This window comes from Streptomyces sp. CB01373 (assembly GCF_002803075.1).
Lineage (GTDB): Bacteria > Actinomycetota > Actinomycetes > Streptomycetales > Streptomycetaceae > Streptomyces.
The window spans coordinates 202674-224748 of the sequence record NZ_NNBK01000012.1 but is presented as its reverse complement, the minus strand read 5'-3'; the positions used below and the strand labels follow the sequence as shown (position 1 = coordinate 224748).

Below are 22075 nucleotides of genomic sequence, written 5' to 3'. Positions count from 1 at the left end.
CGTCGTCAGCCGGCTGTCCTCGTCAGGTCGGTACGCAGTGGCGCGGGGACCGCCGCCTTGTCGCCAACGACGTCGGGTCCAGAAAGGGTCACGTCGTGTGCGGCCAGACTCGCCCTGCCCTGATCACTCAGCAGGTACTGCACGAAGGCCGTGGCCCCCGCGGAGTTGGGCGCCCGGTTGACCACCGTCGCGGTGAAGTGGGCGGCGACCTTCACCGCGCCGAGGTCCACGGTGGGTACATGCTGCTCGAGGGCTTCATTGCTGTAGAAGAAGGCGGCGTCCAGCTGTCCCGATTCGAGCCTTCCGTCGAGTTCCTGTTCCGGGAATACCTGCGAGGACTTCTCCACCTTGGAGAGCAGATCGGGGTCCTTCGAGATGCGCGATGCCTGCTGCAGGGCCTGTACGGACAGTTCCCCCTTGGGATCCAGCTTCGGATCGGTCCGGCCCAGCCGGAAGCCCGGCTCGGTGATCACCTGGTACCACGGCTTGGCCTTCAGGGCGGCGGCGAACTTGCTGTGCGGGTTGTACGCGATCACCACCGGGGCGCTGCCGAACGCCACGTACCAGGACACCCAGTCGCCGTTGGCCGCACCCTTCAGCGAGTCGTTGACCTTCGGGCTGGCACTGACGAAGACATCGGCCTGACGCACCTTGCCCTTGATCTGGTTGGCGAGTTCGGTGGAGCCGCCACCGACCCCGCGGTACTGGTAACCCGTCGCGGCACTGAACTTCGGACCGAGATCATGCTCCATGAAGTTCTGCAGCGACCCGCAATACAGCACCTGTACCGCTCCGTGCCCGCTACTGGTCGCCGCCCGCGCTCCCGTCTGGTTGCCGGACGCGCTGCCTCCGGCAACCAGGGCCGCAATGGCCGCCAGCGCGCCCACCAACTGCACTCGCATCCCCCGGCGAGTCGGCACCGTCATCTGCACGCACCTCCGCCCTTTCCCGCTGCCACGGGGCGAGAGCACGCACGAGCCGGTAGCCTGCACGGGTCGAGTCTGCTCGGACGGCAGTTGCACCTCGCCCTGCTGCCGCAGCGCCCGAACTCTGGGGATCACGCCTGGTGAGCCGTCCTGCCACCCGGTGGGTACCAGCACCGGCGCCACGTGGCTTGCGCCCTGGATGTTCCCCGTGTGACAGGTGGGCTCCTGGCGGCCCCAGAACCGGGCCGTGAACGAATAACGACCAAACACCACCTTAGCCATACATAATGTGATTCACCTCGTCGCGAACGCATGGATGCCGCAGCGCCCGACCGGACTGCCGCCGTGATGACGTTGAACGTCGGCGGCAAGTCGACCTGCTGAGATCCCCCGGGTTCAGCCGAGATCCCCCGGGTTCAGAGGCAACGAGGCGCAGCCGTTCAGCACGCTTCAAGATGTCGAGCAACGAAGAGTGAGAGAACGGCCGCTACATATGAGTCTCCCCGTCAAAGCGCCCGCGCGCGAGACAGCACAATCGGTGCCTGTTGCGGGCCAGTCGACCGCGTGATCGAGGTAATCCCGCGCCTGCGGGGGCTGCGGCAGACCGATGCGTCTCGGCGACGATATCGACGCCCAGATGCGGCCCCGCGAAGGAAGCACTGTGAACGCCTCGGGCAATATGGGCGGTGATCAACAACATGAGGTCGAGCGCATCAACCGGTTCGGCGAGTAGTCCACGCACGAGCTCGGCATCCAGCCCGAGGCATACGACCCCGAGCTGGACGTCGACTTCACCCCACTGCACGAGCAGAACCCGGCCGCCGCCGGCTTCGGCACGGCCGGATTCAATGACGGCGCCGCCTGCTCAGCACCACCTACAAGAAGGGCCGACCGGGGCGCCTACGGCCCGCGCCAGGGACATCTGCGCCCTCCGGCGACGCGGTTACCGGATCGCGTCGGTCACGGTTCGACGGCTTGGCGGATGCGGCGGGACGGGCTGAACGTGTACAGGTCGAGGACCCCGGGCGGGTCGGCCAGGCCCGGTCCGCCGGCTTCGACCCAGGCCGCGATGTCGTCTGCGGCGTCGCGGTCGTTGACCAGGCCCAGCCAGACCGGCCGCCCGCCGGCCGCACGCCCTGCGGCAGAGGGCTGGATGACGATGACGTTCGCGTGCTCGCAAGCGTCCAGGCAGCCGGTGACGCGTACCTGCGCGATCTGGGGGAGGGATGAGCGGAGCTGGTCGAGCTGGGCGGCGTGGTCCAGGCCGGGGATCTTCGCCGTGCCGCAGCAGCAGCCGCGGCAGACGGTGACCATGCAGCGAGCCGCCCCTGCATTCGCGGAGGCGGCCTTGCGGCTGCGGCGGCTCACTGTCCGTTCCCGCTACGGGCGCGGCTCCAGGCCGCGTCCGCCAGCAGACGCAGGCCGTTCAGGCCCACGATGACGGTGGAGCCCTCGTGCCCGGCGACACCGAGCGGCAGCGGCAGGATCCCGGCCAGGTCCCAGATGACCAGGCCGATGATGCAGACCGCGGCGATGACCAGGTTCTGCACTATCAGGCGGCGCGCGCGGCGGGAGAGCGCGACGACGGTGGGGATGGTGGCCAGTTCGTCGCGGACCACGACGGCGTCGGCGGTCTCCAGGGCGAGGTCGGAGCCGGCCCGGCCCATGGCGATGCCGGTGTGGGCAGCGGCAAGCGCGGGAGCGTCGTTGACGCCGTCGCCGACCACCAGCACCTTGCGCCCGGCCTGCTCCAGTTCCTGGACGGCGGTGACCTTGTCCTGCGGCAGCAGTCCCGCGCGGACATCGGTGATGCCGACCTCGTCGGCCAGGCGGGCGGCGGCGCGCGGGTTGTCGCCGGTGACCAGTACCGGAGTGCTGCCGGTCAGGGCGGTGAGGGCGGTGACGGTGGCGGCGGCCTCCTCGCGCAGCCGGTCGGCGATGCCCAGCACCCCGACCGGGGTGCCCCCGACCTCGACCAGGACAGCGGTGCGGCCCTCGTCCTCCAGCCGGTCGGCGACCACGCCAACCGGGTGGTCATCTCGGCCGCCTCGCAGCCGGGCGGGGCTGCCGACCGCGACGGCCTTGCCGTCGACGGTGGCCGTCACTCCGGTGCCGGGGGCGGAGGTGAAGTCCTCCACCATGGGGATGTCCAGGTCGCGGGTGCGGGCGGCATCCACGACGGCGCGGGCCAGCGGGTGCTCGCTGGGGTGCTCGGCCGCCGCCGCGATCCGCAGCAGCTCCTTCTCGCTCAGGCCGGAGGCGGTCAGCGGGCGGATGTCGGTCACCCGTGGGGTGCCCTCGGTCAGGGTTCCCGTCTTGTCCAGCGCCACCGCGTCGATCTGGCCGAGCTGTTCCATCACCACGGCGGACTTGACCAGGACGCCGTGGCGTCCGGCATTCGCGATGGCGGACAGCAGTGGGGGCATGGTGGCCAGCACCACAGCGCACGGCGAGGCGACGATCATGAACGTCATCGCGCGCAGCAGCGTCGGCTGCAACGCCGCGCCGAACAGCAGTGGCAGCGCGAACAGTGTGACGGTGGCGGCCACCATCCCGATCGAGTACCGCTGTTCGATCTTCTCGATGAACAGCTGGGTGGGGGCCTTGGTCTCGGAGGCTTCCTCGACCATGGCCACGATCCGGGCGATCACCGAATCGGACGGGTCCCGCTCGACCTTCACCCGCAGCGCGCCGGTGCCGTTCAGGGTGCCGGCGAACACCTCGTCACCGGTTTCCTTCGCCACCGGCAGCGGCTCGCCGGTGATGGTGGCCTGGTCCACCTCGCTCGCGCCGTCCAGGACGCGGCCGTCGGCGCCGACCCGCTCACCGGGCCGCACCAGGATGGTGTCGCCCACGGCCAGCTGCTCGGTGGGGACCGTCTCCTCGCCGCCGCCGTTCAGCAGGCGGGTGGCGGTGGTGGGGGCAAGGTCGAGCAGGCCGCGCACCGAGTCGGCGGTGCGCGCGGTGGCGATCGCCTCCAAGGCTCCGGAAGTGGCGAAGATAACGATCAGCAGCGCGCCGTCCAGGACCTGTCCGATCGCCGCCGCCCCCAGCGCCGCAACGACCATCAGCAGGTCCACATCCAGCGTCTGCTCCTTGAGTGCCTGCAATCCGGCCCAGCCGGGCTCCCAGCCGCCAGTGGCGTAGGTGAGGGCGAACAGCGGCTCCCAGGACCACGTCGGCGCCCCCAGCAGGTAGAGCGGCAGCGCGATCAGGAACAACACCAGGGCAGCTGCCGCCCAGCGGGTCTCGGGCAGCGCGAAGATCCGAGTGCGACGCCTGGGCGCGACCCCGTCGCGCACGGCCGCGTCACCGGCGAGCGCCGGACGGGTGAGGGTGGAAGACATCGAAACAGGGGCCCTTACACAGACACGAGCGGACAGCGTCCAATCCCACCACCGTAACAGGAATACATGAACATTAATTCATACATTCATGGGGCGGCGTACCATGAGCCCATGGGTCACGGAGCCAAACCGCCAGCTGACAGCGTTCCGCGCACACGCCTGGACGCAGCCAATGCCGCCAGGGTGGCCACCACCCTGCAGGCCCTGGCCACCCCGTCCCGGCTACTGATCCTCGCCCGGCTGCGTGGAGGGCCGTTGCCGGCGACCGAGCTGGCCGCCGAGGTCGGCATGGAGCAGTCCGCCTGCTCCCACCAACTGCGCCTGCTGCGCAACCTCGGGCTGGTCACCGGAACCCGCCAGGGCCGCTCCGTCGTCTACGCGCTCTACGACAACCACGTTGCCGAACTTTTGGATCAGGCTCTGTACCACGTCGAGCACCTGCAACTGGGCTTGACCGATACCCCGGCTGACCGCGGGGCGGCTGCGGCCGAAGCAGCGGCACGCTGACAGCCGCGCGTCAGCGAGGTGTGCGGCGGACGGCCAGGACGAGCAGCGGCAGCGCGGTCAGCAGGGCGAGCGCGGCGTACCCCCAGCCGAGGGTGACGGTGGTGATACCGGCTACCGCACCAAGGTCATCGACCACGGCGCACGCCTGGGCATCGATGTCGAAGTCGTCCGCCGAGATTCGGCCGAGAAGGGCTTCAAGGTGAACCCACGGCACTGGAGTCGTCGAGCGGACCTTCGGCCGGCTCATGCACCACCGACGGCTCGCACGCGACTACGAGGCTCACCCGCACCGCTCGGAAGCCATGATCAAGCTGGCAATGGTCGACTTGATAAGCCGCCGGCTGACCCGCGAGTCCACTCCGAACCGGCGCGAAACCTGACCACCCATCAGCAGTCAGAGCTCGTAGGGCCAGACCGTGACGTGGTCCTGCGCCACACGGACCTCGTCCCACGATCCATCGGCACTTTCCGGCAGCGGTGGGGCGGCGAGATCGAACAGGATCAGCGTGCCGCCCACGTCCAGGACAGCCCCTCCCTCTTCGGTAAGACTCAACTGTCCACGAAAGACAACGCAGTCACCGTCCTTTCCCACCTCAGGGGCATCGGAGGCACTCGGCCAGCCATGGGCCTCAACGGGGCTGGCTGTACTGCCTCTACTATGACCAACACCCCGCCATCATCCTCGATCGGCTTACCAAACACCTTCGCCAGGACAAAACGCTCTTTCAGACTCGAAGAGGCCCGCTGGCGCGCGTCGACGCTGGCCAACTCGGCGAGGCGGTGTCGCCCGGGCTGGGCACGGGGAACGCGCTGGTGGTGACGCTGCTGATGCAGCTCGGGGTGGTGGCGGTGACGGGGCTGCTGAATCTGCGGCTGCCCCGGTTGGTCGGCTGAGAGCGGGTGCTCGGCCTAGTGCTGTGGCCGGGAAGGTTTGCCGGAAAGCTCGCGGCGTCCGGTGCGGTGCCTCGCAAGGCGGAGCATCGCCCGTGTACTGGATGTACTCGGGTGATGCGACAACGCGGCTGGGGGTCCCCCTTGCTCGAAGAGCTTGGGGGAGCCGTGCCGGGCGTCGCGAGCCGGTGAACCTTTCCGGTCACAGCACTAGAGCTGAGCGGGGCAGGCCGCGCCCGGTACGGCAGCAGGGCCCGGACCACGTATCGCAGTCCGGGCCCTGCCCCGTGCGGTGCCGCCCTGCGGTGGCGGTGCGTCAGCTCTGTGCGGTGTTGTCGCCCGTCTGCCCGGCGCCCTCGGCTGTGCCTGCCTTCTCACGCATCTTGCGCACCAGCTCCGCCTTCTGGTCGGCGGCACCCTGGCGGTCGAGGTTGCGGTGAGGACCGTTGTTCTGCCGTTCGGCGCGGGACAGCTTCTTGCGCTGGCCGCCGCCCATGCCCACGGGGTTGTTGATGTTCTTGCTCACGGGTTCTCCCGGAATGTTGTGAAGTGATCTAAGGATTCATCGGTGGGGGACGGGCACGGCGACGTCGAAGGACGTCAGCAGGGGCCCATCACGCTCTCACTCGTAAATCGGCGTCTGGAAGAACATGAGCAAGACGTTACCTGGTCGCGACGGCTCCGCATACCAAGTTTTCGCCGTCCCGGCGTCGGCCGGGCCTTCGGTGAACGCCCAGGGGCCAGCCGTTTCTTCCAGAGCCAGCGGGGGCTCTGCAGCGCCATTCCTGTCACGCCCTTGCCACGCTGAAGCGGAGCGAAGAACGTGGCCCGGCTCGCGTTACGAGTTCACGGATACGGCTGCTTGTCCTGTGCTTCCGCAGACCCGTCGGCGACTTGCTCAATGAGCCGTCGCCGGTCCTTCGGCCCGGAGGCGTAGGCATCCATGCCTGCGGCGGCCAAGGGATGCAGGGGATCTGTCTCGAGATCGCCGTGCAGGCACAGCAGTACATGGTCGCCACCGACCAGGCAGTCGGTGCACGGAAGGGTGTGCGACAACAGGCGGGCGAAATCGTCGCAAGCCGCCCGGACGTCCACCCTGTCGAGGCCGAGCCAGACGTGCGGCGTGCCATCCTGAACCGTCAGCTCGACGTCGATGCGGGTATCGGCCGCCTCGGCGGCTTCGCCGCCCCACTTCAGGGTCTCGTCCAGCGCGCCGGGGTGGATGGGGGGGCGGGCGGAAGACCTCCTGACGCATGTCGTCGCGGACCGTGACGCCGGTGGCCGGGGCCTGATCGCGCCACCAGTCCTGCACGACGTCACGAACGGAGGCGGCCAGCGGCCCGTTACTCAGCGCTCGCCGTACGGCGTCCGCCACGTTTCGCCGAACCACGCTCGCGACGTCGGGTCCAGGTTCGGCAGCCATACGGCGTAGGAGCGATCCAGGCCCGAGTCGGGTGTCGTCAAGGACCTTCGGGTACAGCTCGCACAGCGCGTCCGGTACGGCTGTGCCGTCCGGCCCGAGCAGAGGGCGGATGCGTTCTGCCCAGGCAGGGCCCGGACGCGGCCGTCTCCCACAGCAGTCACCACACCGACCTGTCCCGCTATGCCGGCCACCGCGTTGCGGTGATCGGAGGCGGTCAGTCGGCCCTGGAGAGTGCGGCGCTGCTGCAGGAGGCGGGGGCGCAGGCGGAGGTGCTGGTGCGCGCGGAGAAGGTGCGCTGGGGTGGCACACCGGTGCCACACCGTCCGCTCGCCCAGCGGATCGCGCATCCCGCTTCTCCGCTGGGGCCGGGATGGGCGCTGACCGGTGTATGTACGGCTCCGCAGGCGGTGCGGGCGCTACCCGCCACCGTCCGGCTGTGGCTGGTCGGCAGGGCGCTTGGCCCCTCGGGGGCGTGGTGGCTGCGCGAGAGGGTCGAGGGCAGAGTGGCTGTGCACACCCGCCGCCCCGTTCGCCACGCGGACTTCGACAACGGCACGGTGCGCCTGGTCACGGGCACCGACGGCGCGAAGCAGCACGAGACGAAGGCCGATCATGTGCTGGCCGCCACCGGCTACCGCATCGACGTCGACACCCTGTCCTTCCTGTCCCCTGCGTTGCGCCCGGCCATCGCCCGGGTACCGGGATCAGCCGCCCCAGCCCTGTTCGCCTCGCTGGAAGCATCCATTCCCGGCCTGTACTTCACCGGCTCCCTCGCGGCTCCCACTTTCGGACCGTTGCTGCGGTTCGTGGCCGGCAGCCATTTCGCCGCCCGCGCCATCACCGCCAGCCGCGCTCGTCGGCACGCGGCGCGCTGACGGGCCTACATGATCCTCAGCGTTGCCCGGACCGCGTCGGCAAAGCTTTGCAGCCACGGCGAAGCGAGCACCGGCGAAAGCACCGTAGCCTGGTTCAGTCCGTGAACTACCGCTCATTCACAGCAGGACGTCGTCTGATGCGTCGGGCTCCAGTCTCACGATGGGGAACTTGCGCGATGTCCTGGTCTCGTACTGCGCGCTGTCAGGCCAATACGCCGACCAGAGCCCGTAGAGACGTTCCCAATCCGGCGACGCATGCGTGACCAAGGTAGGGGTCGCCTTGAGGATCTGCTCCCCCACCTCGATGGTCGCCTTGGGCATGACGGCGACGTTGCCCACCCATGCTGGATCTTGTTCCGCGCCGCGCGCGGTGCCGCAGACGAGGAAACAGTTACCGTCGGCCGCATACACCAGGGGGTTCACCCGTTCCTGGCCGGTACGGCGGCCGACCGTGTGCAGGAGCAGCAGATGCCTGCCCTCGAAGAAGCCTCCCACAGTGCCGCCCTGCGCCCGGAACTGGGCAATGACCCGCTGATTTACCTCATTTACGTCAGTCATGTCCGCCTCTCTGCGGCCGAAGACCTCACTTCCTACTAGCCAACCAGCGAGGCACGCGGCTGCGCCGAGCCACGCCCGAGCCGTGTGGTGGACGTCGAGCGCATGGCCGACACGCGCTCGGCGGTGCCGATCCACAGCACCAGGACAGTGACCTGCTCTCCCGAGCCGCCGCGGACGGTCGGTTCCACAGCGACGCGCCCTCCGACGAGCTCGCCAATTACTGCCTCCACGCCCTGACGGCGGCTGCAGCCGCACCCGACCCGGCCGCCGTCCACCGCTTGGTGGACCTGACCATCATGGGGCTGGGCCTGCGCACCGACCGCCACGGCCACCGCACCCGGCCACCGGACGCGCATCGGCCGACCGTGCACCACCACTGATCGGCCCGCCCGATCGCCTGTCCTCGCCGCGTCAGCACCGGCGCCGACCAGACCGTGCCGACCGCGGTGATCGCGGAGGGCGCCGGCTTCGCCACGACGATGCCGGTCGCCCTGGCACCGGGCCGGCCACGGCCGCATCCGGCCGCCGACGCGGTCGAAGCCGCAGGCATCCTCGCAGGTCAGCGGCGATTCCCCCGGGGTTTCAGCGGCACCTTCGGCAGCTCCGGAGCGGGCAAGGGAGCGCCGTCGTATCCCTGCACCTCGCCGAATCGGCGGCCTTCCATCCAGTCCCGGCGCGCCTGTGCGATGTCTTCCGCTGACCGCCCGATGAAGTTCCACCACATGACGATCTCCTCCTCGAACGGGGCTCCCCCGAGCAGGACCGTCCGCGCGATGTCGTCGGACTCGTTCGTCAGCGTCAGCGCGTCGGTGCCCGGGTGGGCGTAGCCCAGCTCCGCGGGGCCCAGGAGGGTGCCGGACAGGCGTACCTCTCCCTGGTCGACCAGGAGGCCGTGCTCGAAGCCGGGGTCCACGGCGAGGGTGAGGGCCGCGCGCGGCTGGAGGACGATCTCGGCACCGAGCAGGGGCGTGAAGGTCCGTACCGGGGAGGTGCGGCCGGCGAGGGAGCCCAGGAAGACCCTGATCTCGGCGCCGCCGGTCCGCACGGGCTCGGGTGCGTGGTGCTGGAAGTCGCGGTCGGCGTCGCGGTGCTCCTCCGGCAGCGCCACCCAGAGCTGGACGCCGTGCAGGACGGTGGTCCGCGGGGTGGAGACCTCCGAGTGGCTGATGCCGTATCCGCCGGTCATGAGGTTCAGCTCGCCGGGCCGCACGTAGGCGTGGCTGCCCAGACTGTCGCGGTGCTCGATCTCCCCGCTGAACAGCCAGCTCACCGTCTGGAGCCCGGTGTGCGGATGCGGGGCGACGTCCATGCCGCCGGTCACCGAGACGTCGTCGGGACCGTAGTGATCGGCGAAGCACCAAGCGCCGATCAGTGTCCGGGCGCGCTGCGGCAGGGTCCGCCGTACGGTCATCGCCCGGGGGCCGCCCAGGGGCACGTCTCGCGAGGTCAGGACGTCGACGCGGACCGCCTCGGTCGCCGGCTCGTCGTCCGCCGGCCCGCCGCACCGCATTTCCACCGGTTTCGTCTCGGCGTTGCTCACCGTGGACCGCCTCCCTCAAGAATCGTTTTATATTCAACTATCATGCTTGACGCCGGGCCGCCGGCGCAACGTCAGCCCATGACGGTTCGGGAAGCGGCGCGCTCGGCCACATGACGCTTACGGGAGAACGCTGCCAGATCGATGACGTTTCCGGTGTGCTCACCGACGTACCGCAGCGGATCGCGGTCATGGTCGTGGCCCGCCTCGACGCGGTCCACCAGGGTGGCGAGGAACCGTCCGACCAGGGGGGCGTTCTTGAACTGGTTGCCGCTCGTGCCGATGGCGACATAGAAACCGTTCAGGTCGGTGCGGTCGTAGATCGGGGACCAGTCGTCCGTGACGTCGTAGACGCCGGCGATTCCGGTCGGCCGGTTCGGGACGCCGAGGAGCGGAAACCGTCGTGCCACCCGCGTCACCTGGGTCTCGAACCGCGAGGGAGTCGGACGGGGGTCGCACGCGTCGGGATCGTCGAGCCACTCCATGGGGTCGCAGGCGGGCACCGTGCTGCCGATCAGCAGGTGCCCGCCGGGCGCGGGACGGACGTACGTCCCGAGGTCGGTGTCGGCCACGACCGGTCCGAGCATGTCCTCGGCGCCGCCCCGGCCCGACGCGATCACATCACCCCTGCCCACCGGTGCGGCCACTTGGTGGACCTCCTGGCGCAGCGGCCGGACCCCGACGGTGAACTCGGCCCCGACCCCGGCCAGCCGGTTCAACGCACCCGACCAGGGGCCGGCGGCGTTGACCACGACCGGTGCCGTGATCGCGGTGCCGTCGGAGAGCCGAATGCCCCTCACCCGGTCCTCGCCGCGCAGGACACCGGTGACCGTACGGCGGTAGAGGAAGCGCGCTCCCCTGCCGATCGCCGCGTCCGCGAGGTTCTGCGCCGCGAGCCGCGGATCGTCGACGAAGCCCGCGTCGGGTGTGAACAGCGCGCCGAGCTCCCCCTTGGGACCGGAGAAGAAGGCGTCGTCGTGGAGGGGCTTCGGGGGCCAGTGGCGTCCCGTGTCGATGCCGGGGATCCGGCTGCGCAACGTGGCGGCATCCCAGCGTTCGTAGGGCACGCCGACGCGATCGAACAACGCGACGGCGTCGGACGTTCCGGAGTCCGGCGCGTCGAGCAGGATCGCTCCGGTCCGCCGGAAGCCCGCCAGGGCGGCGCTGCGGGAGGTGCCGAGGTGGTCCGCCCACCGTGCCCAGCAGTAGTGCGCCTCCCATGCGACGGCGACGCCCTCCCAGGTCGAGAAGTTGAAACGGATGATCGCGCTCGAGGCGCTGGTGGATCCGTGGCCGGCGCCGCCGGACTTGTCGACGACCACGACCCGTCGGCCGGCGCGCGCCAGTTCCAGAGCCACCGCGGCACCGATCACGCCGGCCCCGACGACGACCGCGTCCGCGCCGGACGGAACCCTGTCCGGCTCCCTGACCGTCATGACGGCAGCTCCCCGGCGGTCCTGGGTGCCCGGTCACCGCTCCCGTCCGGGTGCGCGTTCCTGGCGGGCGGCGGGCGGTCCTCGGCGGTCGGCGGGAAGTGGCACGCCGCGCGGTGGGGCCGGCCGGCCGCATCCGGCTGGGGATCCAGCGTCACGCAGATGCCGCGTTCGGGACGCCGGTTCGGCCCGACGGGACAGCGCGGATGGAAGCGGCACCCGGAAGGCGGCGCCGCGGGGTCGGGTACCTCCCCGGCGAGGAGTGGTTCCCCGGCCGGCCGGCCCACGGCCCGCAGGTCCGGCACGGAGGCCAGCAGCGTCCGGGTGTAGGGGTGCCGGGGCCCGCGCAGCAGGTCCTCGGTCGGGGCGACCTCGACGAGTCGGCCGAGGTACATCACCGCGATGACGTCCGACACGGAGCGGACAGCGGCGAGGTCATGGCTGATGAACAGCATCGCGAAGCCCATGCGCCGCTGCAGATCGCGGAGCATGGTGAGGATCGCCGCGCGGACGGACACGTCGAGGGCGGAGGTGACCTCGTCGGCGATCAGGACGGCCGGATCGACGGCGAGCGCGCGAGCGACGGCCACACGCTGGCGCTGCCCGCCTGAGAGCTGCGCCGGCAGACGGTCGGCGCACGGGGCGTCGAGACCGACCAGTTCGAGCAGTGCTCCGATGCGCTGTTCGCGATCGCGGCGGCCGAGACGGACGAAGGCACCGGTCGCTTCGGACAGCGTCTGGCGGACCGTCATGCGTGGATCGAGTGCGGTGTCCGGGTCCTGGAACACCAGTTGCACCCGCTGCCCCAGCCGGCGCCGAGCGGCTGCGCCTCGCCCGCCGAACTGCCGCCCGCCGACGGTGATCTGCCCGGAGAAGGAGTCGGCCAGCCCGACTACGGCACGGGCCAGACTCGATTTCCCCGAGCCGGACTCGCCGACCAGGCCGACTGTCGTGCCATCGGGAACCTCCAGTGACACGCCGTCCACCGCGGTGACGGCACCGAGAGTCCCTTGGTGGCGAACGGTCACGTCGTGCAACGCCAGTCCCGCACTCACTTCTCCGCCTCCTCGGTCTCCCGCTGTCCGCAGGACAGTGGCCGGGGCAGCGGGTGCCAGCAGGCGACCTCGTGGCCGGGGACGAGAGGGGACAGCACGGGACTCTCCTCGGCGCACCCGTCCTGCCGGTGCGCGCAGCGATCGTAGAACGGGCAACCCGGAGTGTCGCCGTACGGATCGGGTGGGCTTCCCTCGATCGTGCGCAGGGGGCGGCCACGGTCCGTGGTCATGTCCGGGACGGATTCGACGAGCGCCCGCGTGTAGGGGTGCCGTGTTCCGGTCGCCAGTGCGTGGGCCGGGAGGCTCTCGACGATGGTTCCCGCGTACATGACCAGGACCCGGTCGCAGGTGTGGGCCACCAGGGCGATGTCGTGGCTGATGAAGAGGATCGTGGTGCCGTTGTCGTGCCGGACACGGCGGAGCAGGTCCACGATCTGCCGCTGCACGGTGACGTCGAGGGCTGTCGTCGGCTCATCCGCGATGATGAGGTCGGGCCGCATCATCGAAGCGGTCGCGATCGCCACCCGCTGGCGCTGGCCGCCGGAGAGCTGGAAGGGCCGAGACCGCAGCAACCGGCGCCCGGCGGGAAGAGCGACCCGCTGAAGCTGGGTCAGTGCCTGCTCGACGGCCTGGTCGCGAGGCGTGTCGCGGTGTGCGCGCACGGCCTCCGTCATCTGCGTTCCGATGCGGAGCGACGGGTTGAAGGCCGACGCCGGGTTCTGGAAGATCACCGCCATTCCCGTCGCGAGCTGTCCGCGCCGCTCCTTGCGCGTCAGCGACGTGACGTCCGCGCCGAGGAAGCGGTGGGTCCGCCAGGTGGACTCGGCGTCGTCCGGCAACAGGTCGGCGACGGCGAGCGCCGTGAGCGACTTGCCGGAGCCGGACTCGCCGACCAGCCCGACGATCTCGCCGCGCCGCAGGTCGAGGGTGACACCGCGGACGGGCCGGACCACCCCGGCCGCGGTGGGAATGGCGACCCGCAGATCCTCCACCTCCAGCACGTGGTCGACGGATGCCGGCCGGTTGACGGCGGCCGGGCGCGCCGCGGGCTCCGCCGTCCGCCGTGGGCCTGTGCGTCGTGCGGCGGCTTTGGCCAGCATCTCGCCGAGCAGTTGGAAGGCGACGCCGGCGTAGACGATGGCGATGCCGGGTGCCACGGCGGGCAGGGGTTCGGAGTAGATGCGGTCCAGCCCCTGGCTGAGCAGGAGCCCCCAGTCGTAGGAGGGCGGTTGGACGCCCAGTCCGAGGAAGCTCAGGCCCGACAGGGCGACGAGTGTCGAGCCCGCCGCGACTGTCGTGTTGAGCATCAGCGGCTCAGCGATGTGGGGCAGGACGTGGCGCAGGAGGAGCCGGTGGCGGCGCAGTCCCAGCACGCGCGCCGCCGCCATGAAGTCGGTGTCGGCGACTTTGGCGGCGAGGGTCTGGGCGATCCGGGCGAAGCCCGGCGCGTAGGCGACCGCGAGTGCGAACACCGCACCGCCCCCACCCGCGCCGAAGAGGACCGCGAAGAACATCGCGACGAGGAGTCCGGGGAAGGCCAGCAGGAGGTTGATCAGGGCTCCCAGCATCCGGCGGGCGCGCGCACCCACGACGGCGGTGAGCGCGCCGAGTGTGATCCCGGCCGTCGCCCCGAGCAGCGTCGCCGCGAGTGCGAGCAGCAGGGAGAGCCCCGTCGCCACGAGCAGCCGGGCGAGCAGGTCACGTCCGAGATGGTCCGTGCCGAGCAGGTGGTCCGCGGTGGGCCCCTGAAGCACCGCCGACGGGTTGGGGCGGTCGGCCGCCTGCCCCCAGAGCGCGGGTCCCACCAGGGCCAGAACGGCAAGCGATCCGAGCATCACCAGGGTGATCACGCCCATGGGCGAAGCCCAGCCCGACCGGGCCGGACGAGACCGGCGCCCGGCGGTGGCGCGCGACGCGGGCAGGGAAGGTGAGGACACCATGGGATCACGTCTTCCGGATGACCGATCGGGGGTCGAGCAGCGCGAGGGCCAGATCGACCAGGAAGTTCACCGCGAGCACGGCCGCGCCCAGCACGAGAACCGTCGCCTCCACGACCGCGTAGTCCTGCGCGGCCACGGACTGCGCCATCGCCGACCCGATGCCCGGCCAGGCGAACACCTTCTCGACCAGCACGGTACCGGCGATCAGGGCGGGCAGCAGGTTCCCGGCGACCGTCAGCGAGGCGGTCAGCGTGTTCGGCGCCACGTGGCGCAGATGGAGCGGGACGGCGGGCAGCCGCTTCGCGCGGGCGGCACGCAGATAGTCCTCGTCGAGGACCTTGAGCGTCTCCACGCGCACGATCCGCAGGAGGACCGCGGTCGGAGCGAGCGCCAGCGCGAGCACGGGCAGCACATAGGACTGGGGGCCGAGGTCGCCGGCGACCGGAAAGAGCCGCAGGGCGACCGCCAGCCCCGCGGTCAGGCCCGCCGCGAGGACGAAGTCCGGCATGCCGGACGCAATGGATGTGGCGGTGGTGAAGGTCAGTTCCGTCCGGGGCCGCCGCCCGCCGCGGGTCAACACGGCGGCGATCAGCCCGCCGGGGAGAGCGACGACGAGTACGCAGGCGAACGCCAGGACGGCGAGCAGCAGCGTCGCGGGAAGACGGGCCCCGACCAGGTCGGCCACCGGCTCGCCGGTCACCAGCGACACCCCGAGGTCCCCGTGCACCAGGTGGCGCAGGTACTGCCGGTACTGCGTCAACACGCCATGATCCAGGCCGAGTTCGCGCCTCTTCGCCGCCACGAGGTCCGGTGCGGCGTCCACACCCAGTGCGGCCCGGACGGGGTCTCCCGGGATCAGCCGGATCATCGCGAAGGAACCGGTGACGACCAGGAAGAGGGAGACGATCAGCCGGGCCGAACGTCGGCAGCAGAACACCACCCACGGGTGGTGCCGGGCCAGGGCACCGAGCCGTACGGACATGGTCACCATGGGGGAACCTCCTCGACTCGGTGACGGTGCGGCCACACCGGGCGTTCGCCGCGGCTATGCGTGAAGGCGGATGCTGGTCGGGACGATCCGGCCGCCGGGAGCGACGGCGAACGTCGTCCGGTGTCCGTAGACCGTGCTCGTGCCGTCCGCGACGGGCAGCGCGTCGGCCGAGCGGAACAGTGCCGCGGCGGCCCGGTTCCAGTCCGCGCAACTGGCCGCGCCCGGCGCGCGCATCGCGCGGGCGGCGAAGTCGTCGTACTCCGGGTTGGCGACGTGTGCGAAATTCAGCCCTCGCGACGGCGGCGGGCCGGAGAAGTACGGGACGAGCTGCACGGGCAGCTGCGGCCCCGGCGAGCTGCCGACCACGACATCGAAGTCTCCGCTCTGGTACATGGCCTGCACCACCGCGTTGCGGCTCTCGGTGACGAGCTCGACATCCGCGCCGAGCTCCCGCCAGGTCACGGCCATCAGTTCCGCGACCGACGGAAGTGTGGAACCGAAGTCACCACTGCTGAGCACTCGCAGACGCAGCGGCCTGCCGTGCTTGACCAGCCCGCCCCGTGCCCCCTTCGTCCAGCCCGCGGCCCGTAGGGCGCCCACGGCGCTGCCCGAGGGCAGGTTCGTGGCGGCCACGTCGGCGTGGCAGACGGAGTCCGCGGCGGTCAGGTGGCTCGCGGGCCTTCCGTCGCCGCCGATCGCCACGTTGGCGAGGCCCTTGCGGTCCAGGGCGCCGACAAGCGCCCGGCGCAGCACCGGATCGCTCAAGGGGCGGCCGGAGCGTTCGTTGAAGAAGCTCAGTCCCACCACGGTCGGCACCTCGGCGGTGGCCAGGCCGTGACCGGCCAGCCGCGCGCGGTCCGGTCCGGTCACCGTGGCGATGTTCACGCCGCCTGTGAGCAGCAGGTTGGCCGCGGTGGACTCCTGGGGGACCACCGTCACCACGATCCTCGCGGGCTGGCCGGGAGTCGCGTTGGCCGTACCACCCGGCCCCCATGCGTACCCCTTGCGCAGCGTGAAGACGTACGGGCCGCCCGAGGTGTACCCGCTCAACACGTACGGCCCGGTGCCCTCCGTCCTCCTGTCCAGTACGCCGGGACCCGCCAGCCCGGCGGGGCAGACGACGGGCAGCAGGCCGATCGTCCGCACGACGAAGCTGTACGGCGACGTCATCCGCACCGACACGCTCCCCGCGGCGTCGTCCGCCGACACGGTGAAGGGCACACCGGGCAGCGCCGCCCGGGCGCCGATCAGCCGGTTCTGGGGATCGCTCGCATATCTCAGCGAGCGCGCCACACCGGAAGCCGTGAGGGCCGTGCCGTCGGAGCAGGTCACGCCCTTGCGCAGGACGAAGCTCGCCGACGTGGCACCGGCCTGCCACTTCTCGGCCAGACCGGACACCACCCGGCCGTCCGGTGCCACGTTGACCAGTGAGTCGTAGGCATACGGGGCCAGGGCGGTACCGAACTGCGAGTACGGGTCGAAGCTCGGGGTCTCGGAGGCGGTGGCGATCGTCACCGTGCCTCGCTCAACGACAGGAGTGCGCGTCGATGACACGTCGCCGTTGCCGACGCAACCCGCCAGCACGGCTGACGCGACGGCAGCCGACGCCACTGCCGACCGGGCCCCGGGATACGAGACGGTTCGGCGGTGCATGGTGTTCATCGTGCCACCGCGATCGACGGCACCGGACCGGCGTTCCCGGGCTGCCTGCGCATACGGGGGACCATTTCCCCCGTCCGAGTGAGGCTGCCCGCCACGCGGCGCGCCCACCGATACCGGTGACGGAGCGTCAGCTCGGCGCACACTGGCGCCATGACGACTCACATTCCGGACTCCGCGGACGGCTCGACGGCCAAGGAGGTCGACCGTCTCGCGGCCTCCTACTGGGACTTCCTGCTCTCACGCGAGCCGTCGCTGCGGACGCGACGCGGGCTGCCCGTCGAGTCGCTGCCGGGGGTGTCGGCCGCGGAGGCCGATGAGCGCGCCGCATTCGCGGCAGGGGTGCTGGACCGGCTGCGCACGTCGAAGCGCACGGAGCCGGCCGGCCCGACCGCCGACAGCGCGGGCTTCCTGGAGGCCCTGGCCGAACAGGAAGCGCAGGCGGGGCGGTTCCACTGGCTCACCCCCACGGCGACGCCGTACCAGCTCTTCCGCCTGCAGCAGTACGGTGACACGGTCTTCCGCCCGTTCCTCTTCGAGTCCCGGGCCGACGCGGACCGCTATGTGTCCCTCGTACGGGACCTCGCCCGCCATGTCGCGACGGTCGGCGACAAGGCCGCCGGGCAAGCGGCACGCGGCTTCTTCGTCCCGGCCCCGGCCCTGCCCGGGGTCCGCACGACCGTCACCCGTCTGCGGGCATCAGCCGCGCGGTATGCCGAGGCGGACGCCGAGCGGCTCACCCGGCTCGACGCGGCGAGCCGGGGCCGTCTGCGCGACGGGGTGGAACGGGTCGTGGCCACCGAGCTTGAACCGGCGTTCGACCGCCTCCTCGCCGTCATGAGCGATCCGGACTATCTGCGGCGCGCGCCGCAGTCCGTCGGGTGGGCCCAGTACACGGGCGGAGAAGAGGCGTACCGCGCCTTCGTCGGCACGTACACATCCGGCGGGACACCACCCGAACGCCTCCATGAACTCGGCCGGGAGCACTGCCACGAACTCACCGAACGGATGCGGGACGCGCGAAGCGCACTCGGATTCACGGGAACGGAGGCGGAATTCAACGAGCGGCTCGCGACCGAGCCCCGCCTGTACGCGGCGACCCCGAAGGCGGTCGAGGCCCGCTACCGCGGACACCTCGACCGCCTCACACCGTTGCTGCCGCGCTGGTTCGCGACCCTGCCGCGCGCCCCCTACGGCGTGGCACGCCTCGACCCGGCGCTGGAGGCGTCCATGACCTTCGGCTACTACGACCCGCCCACCGCCGCGCGACCGGTGGGGTGCTACCGCTACAACGCCTCGGACCTGACGCACCGGTCGCTGCTCGGCGCGGCCGCGCTGATCTACCACGAGCTGGCGCCCGGTCACCACTTCCACCTCGCCCGCCAGTCCGAGAACGCCGCCCTGCCCGACCTGCGACGCGAACTGGACGCCTTCAACGGGTTCGAGGAGGGCTGGGCGGAGTACGCGGCAGGGCTCGGCTGGGAGATGGGCCTGTACGACGACCCGTGGGACGCGTACGGACGCCTGGCTCATGAACGGTTCACCGCGCAGCGCCTCGTCGTCGACACCGGGCTCAACCTCGGAACGATGACGATGGAGCAGGCGCGCACCTTCATGCGTGCCCACGCGGCCGCCGAGTCCGACGGGCAGATCGCGACGGAGTTGCTGCGCTACGCGACCGACCTCCCGGGACAGGCACTGTCGTACCGGGCGGGCTACGCGGAGTTCAGGGATCTGCGGACGGCGTGTGAGCGCCGCGCGGGCGCGGAGTTCGACGTGCGCGTCTTCCACGAGGCCGTGCTGGGCGGCGGTGCGCTGCCGTTCCCCGTCCTGCGCCGGCGGGTGGTGCGAGAACTGGGCTGACGTCCGGTTCATTCCGGCCGCCGCATGGCTTGAACAGGCCGTTCTGAAAAGGGGTTCCGCTCGATTGGGTGAAGAGCGCCAGTGGAATTTGGATCTACCTGCTCGGCCTCGGATACGCTCTGCGTGATGGGATGTCGGTTCCGCGATATGGAACACATACGCAAGGTGTATGGATTCCGGGTACGGCACAGGTACCGAAGATCCCACAGGGTCGGATGGTGGTTTCATCACATTTCCTGTTCACCTCCCGCCGCTTCCTCAATCTTCGTTCTCCCAGCAGAAGAGAAGGACGTCTTCCCATGCCGCCTGTAGTGCCTCCTTTCCTTATCGGCCTGATCACCGCCGCCCTCGTCAAAAGGCTGGGCAAACCCCTCATGCGAGGGGTCGTCAAAACCTCGGTGGGACTGGGCGTGGAGGTCAAGAGGGCCGTCCATGAAGCCAGCGAGGGAATCCAGGACCTCGCGGCCGAGGCTACCGCCGAAATGCTCGCCGCCCAGATGGCGCACGGAACCGAGCACAACACGCACACCAGCGCCCCGCAGGGCGACACCGTGAGCCGGCCCGGGCCGGCCATCGCGCCGGCAGCAGAGTCCGGCAGCGCGGAAAGCAAGGCCGGCGGCAAATCCCGCGGCAACGGTCCGGCCGCCGCCAAGGTGAACTGAGACCGCGCATCGCGGTCGTCGAGTCGTCGAGTCGTCCAATTTCCCCGTAGGGGCTACGCCCGCCCGTTCCGGGACGCGCCCTCGAGAACAGGTGATTGTTCTACATGACATCTTTGGTGGGCGCAGCAGCCGCACGTCGGCCCAACTTCGCGAACGTACACGCAAGGTCTGTCGTTCCGGGTCGGCAGCGTTGGGATGTCCCTGCGGTGCTCAGGCGGCCCAAGGTCGCGGAAATTCTGGAGGGCGTGCTCCGGCGTACGCCGGGAGTCAGGGAGGCGCGCGCCAATCCTGTGACCGGCGGGGTCCTCGTTCTTCATGACTCCACCCTCACCGTCACGGATATCGGGGGCCTGCTGAGAAAAGCCGTCGACGCCTTATCGAAAGGCGTCGCCGGTGCCGTCCCGCGCTCCTCGGACGTGGCAGCGCCCGGCGAGGCGCCCTCGGCGACGGGAGGCCGGGCCGGTGTGCTGCGTCCCGCCCTCATCGTCGCCGGCGGTGCCGCCGGCGTCCTCACGCTCGGCCGCGGGAGGCTGCGCAAGGCCGTACTGGCGCTCGGCGCCGTGACGGCGGCCACGGCGGTCGTCGTACGGCGCGCCTGGCAGAAGGGTCTGGCCGACCAGGGCGAGTCCCGGCCGGACGAGCCGTCGGAGCACACCGTGCTGCGCATCGTCGGGCCGCACAAAGGGAAGCTGTGCGTGGCCTCGTCCCTGTCCGCGCTCTGCCAGGGCACCGAGATGGCGCTCGGCGCCTTCCTGGGCTGGATCGCCCTGGTGCTCATCAAGGGAGAGTGCGCCCCGCTCGTCAGTCTCGGAGTGACCGGCGCTTCCGCACAGTTGTGGTTCCTGGCCTGCGGGGCCGCCGTGGCCTGCGCGGCCGCGGCGGGCCTGTCGTACGCCGCCACCCTGGAGTGGCGCAAGCTCGGTCAGGCCGTTCAGCACGACTGGCGCAACGAGACGTACGCACATGTGCAGAAGCTGGAACTGCGGCATCTGGAAGGCGAGCGGACCAGCCGGATCGCCGGGGTGCTCACCGAAGACATCAGCCAGATGGGCAACTTCTTCGCCACCTCGGCCAACGACGTGGTGCAGCTCGCCACCAGCTTCCTCGTCCTCGTGCCCGCCTTCCTTCTCCTGGCGCCGCAGATCGCCTGGGTCGCGTTCCTGCCGATGCCGTTGGTGGCCTGGCTGTCGTTCCACTACCAGGACCGGGTCGCCGCCGACTACGCCGCCTCCAGCGAGGACAAGGCCCGGCTGCACAGCCAGTTGGTCAACACCCTGGAGGCCGGCGCCACCGTCAAGAGCTTCTGCGCCGAGGAGTACGAGGCCGAGCGCATCGACCGGCTCGGCGACCGGTGCCGGGAGAGCGACCACCGCACCGACCGGAGCACGGCCCGGCACTCCGAGACCATCCGCGTCTGCACCACGGCCTCCATGGCGGGCACGATGCTGCTCGGCGGCCGCTCGGTGCTCAACGGCTCCCTCCCCTTCGAGGTGTTCAGCCCGCTCATCGGCCTGCCCCAGCAGGTTCTGCTGCGCCTGACCAGGCTCAGTGGCATCGTCGACCAGTACCAGCGCACCCTGGCGGCCCACGACCGGGTCCAGCGCCTGCGGAGCCTCCCCGTCGAACCCGATGGCCACGACCTGACGCTCGACGACCGGAACGTCAAGGGCGCGATCGCCCTGGAGAACGTCAGCTTCTCCTATCCCGGCCGGCCACCGGCCCTGGACAGCCTGTCCCTGTCCATCGCCCCCGGCCGGGTCACCGGCATCGTGGGGGCCACCGGCGCGGGGAAGACGACGATCGCCAAGCTGCTCATGCGTTTCCAGGACGCGGAGTTCGGCCACGTCCTGCTCGACGGGCAGGACATCCGCCGGCTGCCACGGCACGACCTGCGCAAGCAGGTCGGGTTCGTGGCGCAGGACCCCTTCCTGTTCGACGGAACCATCGCCGAGAACATCCGGTACGGCAGCTTCGAGGCCGACGACGCCGGCGTGGTGCGCGCGGCCCGCATGGCGGAAGCGCACGGTTTCATCGAGGCACTGCCGGACGGATACGACACACTGATCGGAGAGCGGGGCGCCGCCCTCTCCGGCGGCCAGAAACAGCGCATCGCACTGGCACGGGTGATGCTGAAGGACGCACCCGTAGTCATCCTCGACGAGGCCACCTCGGCCGTCGACAACGAGACCGAAGCGGCCATCCAGCGAACCCTGCGGGGTTTCGCGAAGGACCGGACCCTGGTGATCATCGCGCACCGCCTCTCCACCATCCGGCACGCCGACCGGATCTATGTCATGGACAAGGGCGGAGTCATCGCGGAGCAGGGCACCCACGACGACCTGCTCGCGCGTGACGGGCTCTACGCCTCCCTGTGGAACCTTCAGGCCGGCGAGAAGGTCGCATAACAC

Annotated in this window: 20 protein-coding genes and 1 pseudogene; 6 read left to right on the top strand and 15 right to left on the bottom strand. The window is 70.6% G+C overall.

What is annotated here, in order from left to right; all coding sequences use genetic code 11:
• Nucleotides 1-5: 5 nt before the first annotated feature.
• From CG719_RS20550 to CG719_RS20540, 3 genes are all read right to left on the bottom strand, one after another.
• The gene (locus tag CG719_RS20550) at nt 6-1208 is read right to left on the bottom strand and encodes an extracellular solute-binding protein (RefSeq protein ID WP_199836700.1); all 1203 of its coding nucleotides are present in this window, start codon (nt 1206-1208) and stop codon (nt 6-8) included.
• 678 nt (nt 1209-1886) lie between these two features.
• Nucleotides 1887-2294 carry a hypothetical protein gene (locus CG719_RS20545; protein ID WP_100570138.1) on the bottom strand — a complete coding sequence of 136 codons (408 nt, stop codon included), beginning with the start codon at nt 2292-2294 and terminating at the stop codon, nt 1887-1889.
• A complete protein-coding gene (locus CG719_RS20540) occupies nt 2291-4273 on the bottom strand; it encodes a heavy metal translocating P-type ATPase (RefSeq protein WP_100570137.1) in 1983 nt (660 codons plus the stop codon). Before CG719_RS20540 ends, CG719_RS20545 begins: the two co-directional genes overlap by 4 nt.
• A gap of 111 nt (nt 4274-4384) precedes the next feature.
• Between CG719_RS20540 and CG719_RS20535 the strand changes: the two genes are divergently transcribed.
• Entirely contained in the window at nt 4385-4780 is a 396-nt protein-coding gene (locus CG719_RS20535; protein WP_100570136.1) for an ArsR/SmtB family transcription factor, read from the top strand.
• A 10-nt stretch (nt 4781-4790) separates the two neighbouring features.
• Here the strand turns inward: CG719_RS20535 and CG719_RS37160 are convergent, their stop codons facing one another.
• Entirely contained in the window at nt 4791-4916 is a 126-nt protein-coding gene (locus tag CG719_RS37160; RefSeq protein WP_267895363.1) for a hypothetical protein, read from the bottom strand.
• Here CG719_RS37160 and CG719_RS37395 point away from each other — a divergent pair.
• Nucleotides 4884-5160, top strand: a pseudogene (locus tag CG719_RS37395) (transposase); the annotation flags it as partial. The gene CG719_RS37160 and the pseudogene CG719_RS37395 sit on opposite strands and share 33 nt — an antisense overlap.
• Before the next feature lie 14 nt (nt 5161-5174).
• Here the strand turns inward: CG719_RS37395 and CG719_RS35440 are convergent.
• From CG719_RS35440 to CG719_RS20520, 3 genes are all read right to left on the bottom strand, one after another.
• A complete protein-coding gene (locus tag CG719_RS35440) occupies nt 5175-5333 on the bottom strand; it encodes a hypothetical protein (RefSeq protein ID WP_159024910.1) in 159 nt (52 codons plus the stop codon).
• A 654-nt stretch (nt 5334-5987) separates the two neighbouring features.
• Entirely contained in the window at nt 5988-6197 is a 210-nt protein-coding gene (locus CG719_RS20525; protein WP_093896585.1) for a DUF6243 family protein, read from the bottom strand.
• 320 nt (nt 6198-6517) lie between these two features.
• Nucleotides 6518-6991 carry a hypothetical protein gene (locus CG719_RS20520; protein ID WP_199836699.1) on the bottom strand — a complete coding sequence of 158 codons (474 nt, stop codon included), beginning with the start codon at nt 6989-6991 and terminating at the stop codon, nt 6518-6520.
• Nucleotides 6992-7294: 303 nt separating this feature from the next.
• Between CG719_RS20520 and CG719_RS20515 the strand changes: the two genes are divergently transcribed.
• A complete protein-coding gene (locus CG719_RS20515) occupies nt 7295-7969 on the top strand; it encodes a hypothetical protein (RefSeq protein WP_100570135.1) in 675 nt (224 codons plus the stop codon).
• 117 nt (nt 7970-8086) lie between these two features.
• Here the strand turns inward: CG719_RS20515 and CG719_RS20510 are convergent, their stop codons facing one another.
• From CG719_RS20510 to CG719_RS20475, 8 genes are all read right to left on the bottom strand, one after another.
• The gene (locus CG719_RS20510) at nt 8087-8527 is read right to left on the bottom strand and encodes a nitroreductase/quinone reductase family protein (protein ID WP_100570134.1); all 441 of its coding nucleotides are present in this window, start codon (nt 8525-8527) and stop codon (nt 8087-8089) included.
• Between the two features lie 35 nt (nt 8528-8562).
• Nucleotides 8563-8715 carry a hypothetical protein gene (locus tag CG719_RS35435; protein ID WP_159024909.1) on the bottom strand — a complete coding sequence of 51 codons (153 nt, stop codon included), beginning with the start codon at nt 8713-8715 and terminating at the stop codon, nt 8563-8565.
• A 371-nt stretch (nt 8716-9086) separates the two neighbouring features.
• The gene (locus CG719_RS20500) at nt 9087-10067 is read right to left on the bottom strand and encodes a pirin family protein (RefSeq protein ID WP_100570132.1); all 981 of its coding nucleotides are present in this window, start codon (nt 10065-10067) and stop codon (nt 9087-9089) included.
• Nucleotides 10068-10138: 71 nt separating this feature from the next.
• Nucleotides 10139-11500, bottom strand: coding sequence for an NAD(P)/FAD-dependent oxidoreductase (locus tag CG719_RS20495; RefSeq protein WP_100570131.1), 1362 nt, complete (start codon nt 11498-11500; stop codon nt 10139-10141).
• The gene (locus CG719_RS20490) at nt 11497-12552 is read right to left on the bottom strand and encodes an ABC transporter ATP-binding protein (RefSeq protein ID WP_234375673.1); all 1056 of its coding nucleotides are present in this window, start codon (nt 12550-12552) and stop codon (nt 11497-11499) included. Before CG719_RS20490 ends, CG719_RS20495 begins: the two co-directional genes overlap by 4 nt.
• Nucleotides 12549-14408, bottom strand: a complete 1860-nt coding sequence (locus CG719_RS20485; protein WP_100570130.1) for a dipeptide/oligopeptide/nickel ABC transporter permease/ATP-binding protein — start codon at nt 14406-14408, stop codon at nt 12549-12551. Before CG719_RS20485 ends, CG719_RS20490 begins: the two co-directional genes overlap by 4 nt.
• Before the next feature lie 88 nt (nt 14409-14496).
• The gene (locus tag CG719_RS20480) at nt 14497-15483 is read right to left on the bottom strand and encodes an ABC transporter permease (RefSeq protein ID WP_100570129.1); all 987 of its coding nucleotides are present in this window, start codon (nt 15481-15483) and stop codon (nt 14497-14499) included.
• A 54-nt stretch (nt 15484-15537) separates the two neighbouring features.
• Nucleotides 15538-16998: an ABC transporter substrate-binding protein gene (locus tag CG719_RS20475; RefSeq protein WP_234375672.1), complete on the bottom strand. Its 1461-nt coding sequence runs from the start codon at nt 16996-16998 to the stop codon at nt 15538-15540.
• A 297-nt stretch (nt 16999-17295) separates the two neighbouring features.
• Here CG719_RS20475 and CG719_RS20470 point away from each other — a divergent pair, with 297 nt between their 5' ends.
• The 3 genes from CG719_RS20470 to CG719_RS20460 all read left to right on the top strand — a co-directional run bounded on the left by CG719_RS20470 (nt 17296) and on the right by CG719_RS20460 (nt 22072).
• Nucleotides 17296-19005 carry a DUF885 domain-containing protein gene (locus tag CG719_RS20470; RefSeq protein ID WP_100570128.1) on the top strand — a complete coding sequence of 570 codons (1710 nt, stop codon included), beginning with the start codon at nt 17296-17298 and terminating at the stop codon, nt 19003-19005.
• 68 nt (nt 19006-19073) lie between these two features.
• Nucleotides 19074-19667 carry a DUF5132 domain-containing protein gene (locus tag CG719_RS36525; protein WP_234375671.1) on the top strand — a complete coding sequence of 198 codons (594 nt, stop codon included), beginning with the start codon at nt 19074-19076 and terminating at the stop codon, nt 19665-19667.
• Nucleotides 19668-19912: 245 nt separating this feature from the next.
• Nucleotides 19913-22072, top strand: coding sequence for an ABC transporter ATP-binding protein (locus tag CG719_RS20460; RefSeq protein WP_234375670.1), 2160 nt, complete (start codon nt 19913-19915; stop codon nt 22070-22072).
• The last annotated feature ends 3 nt before the right edge of the window (nt 22073-22075 follow it).